Below are 2,974 nucleotides of genomic sequence, written 5' to 3'. Positions count from 1 at the left end.
TTATACTTTTTACGCTTATATAGGAGGTGAAAGGAATGTCTTATATAAAGGCGAAGTTTCAGGATACAAACAAGGTGCTTCAGGTTGAGGGCGTATGGGAAAGGGATGTTTCCCGAGGTGAGCTTATTGTAGTCCAATCAGAGAAGGGAGAGGAAGTGGTAAGAGTGCTTGGTGCCTCAAAAGAACCTTCTTCTTATAAAGCGGTATTCCTTAGAAAGGCAAAAAGGGAAGACATACAGAAGATGGAAGAAAATGAAGAAAAAGCCAGAGAGGCAATGGAAATATGCAAAAAGAAGATAATTGAACATGGACTTGATATGAAACTTATAAAAACCTACATACCCTTAGACAGGAGTAAGATATTCTTCTACTATACTTCCGACCATAGAGTGGACTTTAGAAACCTTGTAAGGGACCTTGCAAAGGTATTCAAAAAAAGGATAGAGATGAGGCAAGTGGGAGTAAGAGATGCGGTGCAAATGCTTGGATGGGTTGGCACATGCGGAGACATGCCTTGTTGTGTAAAGTTTCAGGAAGAGTTGCACTCTGTATCCTTACGTGATATAGAGGAACAAAACCTTCCCTTATCGCCTCAGAAATTTACAGGTCCTTGTGGAAGGCTTATATGTTGCCTAATCTTTGAAAGGGAAAACTACCTTATAAAGTCCATCCTGCCAGAGGTAGGAAGTGAGCTGTGTTATGAAGGCAAGGTCTATAAGGTTTTGCAGGTTGACCCTATAAGATGGAAGATAAATCTTGTTTCAGAAGACTCAAAAAGGGAAATAGACTTAGAAGATATATTACCAGAAGGCTACGAAAAGGCTCTAAAGCATTGTCAGGCTTGTGGTGGTTGTTGTAGGAGGGCTTTTGTGGAAAATGAGGCTCTTGCAGGAATTGAGTAGTAATCTTAACAAGGTGTTTCTCTTTGAGCTCAATGATGGAAATAGAGTAGAAGCGGTCTACTATAGGGGGAATACTCTCTGTGTGTCTACCCAAGTGGGTTGTGCGATAGGCTGTCCCTTCTGTCTTTCAGGTAAAAGTGGGCTTTTGAGAAACCTTTCTGCAGAGGAGATAATACTACAATATAAGCTTTTGAAGGATAGGTTTGAGATAAAGGGTATAGCCTTTGCGGGTATAGGTGAACCCCTTATGAACTGGGAAGCGGTAGAAGAAGCCTTTTGGTACTTTAAGGCTTTGGGCTTGAGAGTGAGCTTTTACACCACAGGATATCCAGTTAAAAAACTTAGAGAGCTTTTAGCCTTACCTCATAGAGGAGTTAGCATATCTGTGCATTCTGTGAAAGAAGAAACAAGGAAAAGACTGCTTCCTTATGCTGGTAGCTTAGAAAGTCTTATACAAACCTTAAGAGAGGAGCTTTCTAATATGTCCTTGAGGAAGAGGAAAAAGATAAGTCTCGCTTACTTGCTTCTTAAGGGAGTAAACGATACGGAAGAGGAGCTGAGGGATTTTGCCATGCTTGTAAAATCCTTGGGAGTGAGTGCCACACTGTTGAGGTATAACCAAACAGTAGGCAACTTCAAGGATGTGGAGGACTGGGAGTATGAGAGAGCCTTTCTACTCTTGAAATCTTATGGGATAAGGGTCACGCTCTCTACCAGATTTAGAAAAGACCCACTTGGAGGATGCGGAACACTTGTAGCCAACAGAAACCCTACAATGTGTTTAGAAGGTCTCTAATAACCTCTTCGTGAACCTCCTCGCTAAGTTCATCACCCTTTACCGCACAGTAGAGGGGCATTACCTGAACCTTAGCTACGCCTTGCCGTAACATTCCTATCTTTTCCGCTGCGGATTTTGAGAGGTCTATTATTCTGCTTCTTTTGGCTGGTCCCCTATCTGTTACTACCACAACTACTTCCTTTCCATTACTAAGGTTCCTAACCAATAAATAAGTCCCAAATGGGTAATCTCTTGACGCTGCGGTAAACTTATGCTTATTGAAAACCTCTCCTGAGCTTGTTTTCCTACCATGAAACTTTCCACCATACCAGCTTGCATAGCCCTCTTGAACCTTACAGTCCTGGGCGAGGGCAAAGGAAAAAGATAGCAAGGCTGTAAGTATGGCTGTTTTCATGAAAACACCTCCTGTAGGTTGTAGCTCTTTAATGATACTACATATCCTTTTGACTTTTCAACTGAGTTTTTCTGATGTAAAATTCTATAGATGATAGCTCTAAAAATATATGTAAGCGGTATAGTGCAAGGTGTAGGTTATAGGGCTTTTACAAAAAGGCTTGCTCAGAGTTATGGTCTTACTGGCTGGGTTAAAAACTTGCCCGATGGAAGGGTTGAGGTTTTTGTTCAAGGAGATAAGGAGGTGGTATGGGAGTTTTTGAAACAACTTTGGGAGGGTCCTCCTGCGGGAAGGGTTGACCGCATGGAAATCCTCAAGGAGGTGCCAAACCATGAGGAAAGGGATTTTACTATTAGGTATTAGTCTTAGCTTTTCCTTTGCCATGGAATGTAAAAACTATAGGGTAAAGGAAGGGGACACTCTGGAAAGGATAGCAAGGAGAGAAGGAATAGACATAAACACTCTAAAGTCTGCCAACAAAGGCATTGACGAGAGAAGACTAAGAGTTGGTCAAACAATATGCATACCAGTAAAAGCTACACAAGTAAGGTCTACAGAAAAATACGCCATATATGAGGTAAAGAGAGGAGATACTCTACAGAAGATAGCGAATAGCTTTGGTGTTGATGTAAAAACTCTTAAGGAATTTAATAACTTGAAAGATGATAGAATTGTGGAAGGTCAGAAGATAAAGATTCCTGCAAGAACAAGTGCTAATAGAATATCTACAATAGAAAATCATGATATCTACACAGTGAGAAGGGGTGGAAGGCTTGAGCATGTGGCACAAGCAACAGGCGTTCCTCTTAGAGATTTGGAAAGGCTCAATCCAGACCTAAAGGGTAAATGGCTTCCTGCAGGTACAAAGGTGAGAGTGCC

At 41.5% G+C, this 2,974-nt stretch carries 5 protein-coding genes; 4 read left to right on the top strand and 1 reads right to left on the bottom strand.

Going from position 1 to position 2,974, the window contains the following annotated elements:
- Nucleotides 1–35: 35 nt before the first annotated feature.
- Both ricT and WKI49_02795 read left to right on the top strand, forming a co-directional pair.
- Entirely contained in the window at nt 36–902 is an 867-nt protein-coding gene (ricT, locus tag WKI49_02800; protein MEJ7621432.1) for a regulatory iron-sulfur-containing complex subunit RicT, read from the top strand.
- Nucleotides 877–1,698, top strand: coding sequence for a radical SAM protein (locus WKI49_02795; protein ID MEJ7621431.1), 822 nt, complete (start codon nt 877–879; stop codon nt 1,696–1,698). The genes ricT and WKI49_02795 overlap by 26 nt, the downstream gene beginning before the upstream one ends.
- Here the strand turns inward: WKI49_02795 and WKI49_02790 are convergent.
- Nucleotides 1,673–2,095 (bottom strand): septal ring lytic transglycosylase RlpA family protein, encoded by a 423-nt coding sequence (locus WKI49_02790; GenBank protein ID MEJ7621430.1) that lies wholly within the window; start codon nt 2,093–2,095, stop codon nt 1,673–1,675. The genes WKI49_02795 and WKI49_02790 overlap by 26 nt on opposite strands.
- 90 nt (nt 2,096–2,185) lie before the next feature.
- Between WKI49_02790 and WKI49_02785 the strand changes: the two genes are divergently transcribed.
- Nucleotides 2,186–2,458, top strand: coding sequence for an acylphosphatase (locus WKI49_02785; GenBank protein MEJ7621429.1), 273 nt, complete (start codon nt 2,186–2,188; stop codon nt 2,456–2,458).
- On the top strand, nt 2,427–2,974 hold a 548-nt coding region (locus WKI49_02780; protein ID MEJ7621428.1), incomplete at its 3' end, for a LysM peptidoglycan-binding domain-containing protein. The genes WKI49_02785 and WKI49_02780, both read left to right, overlap by 32 nt.

The organism is Aquificaceae bacterium (assembly GCA_037722135.1).
Lineage (GTDB): Bacteria > Aquificota > Aquificia > Aquificales > Aquificaceae > Pampinifervens > Pampinifervens sericum.
The sequence above is the reverse complement of the archived record's forward strand: the minus strand, read 5'-3'. Positions and strand labels throughout refer to the sequence as shown.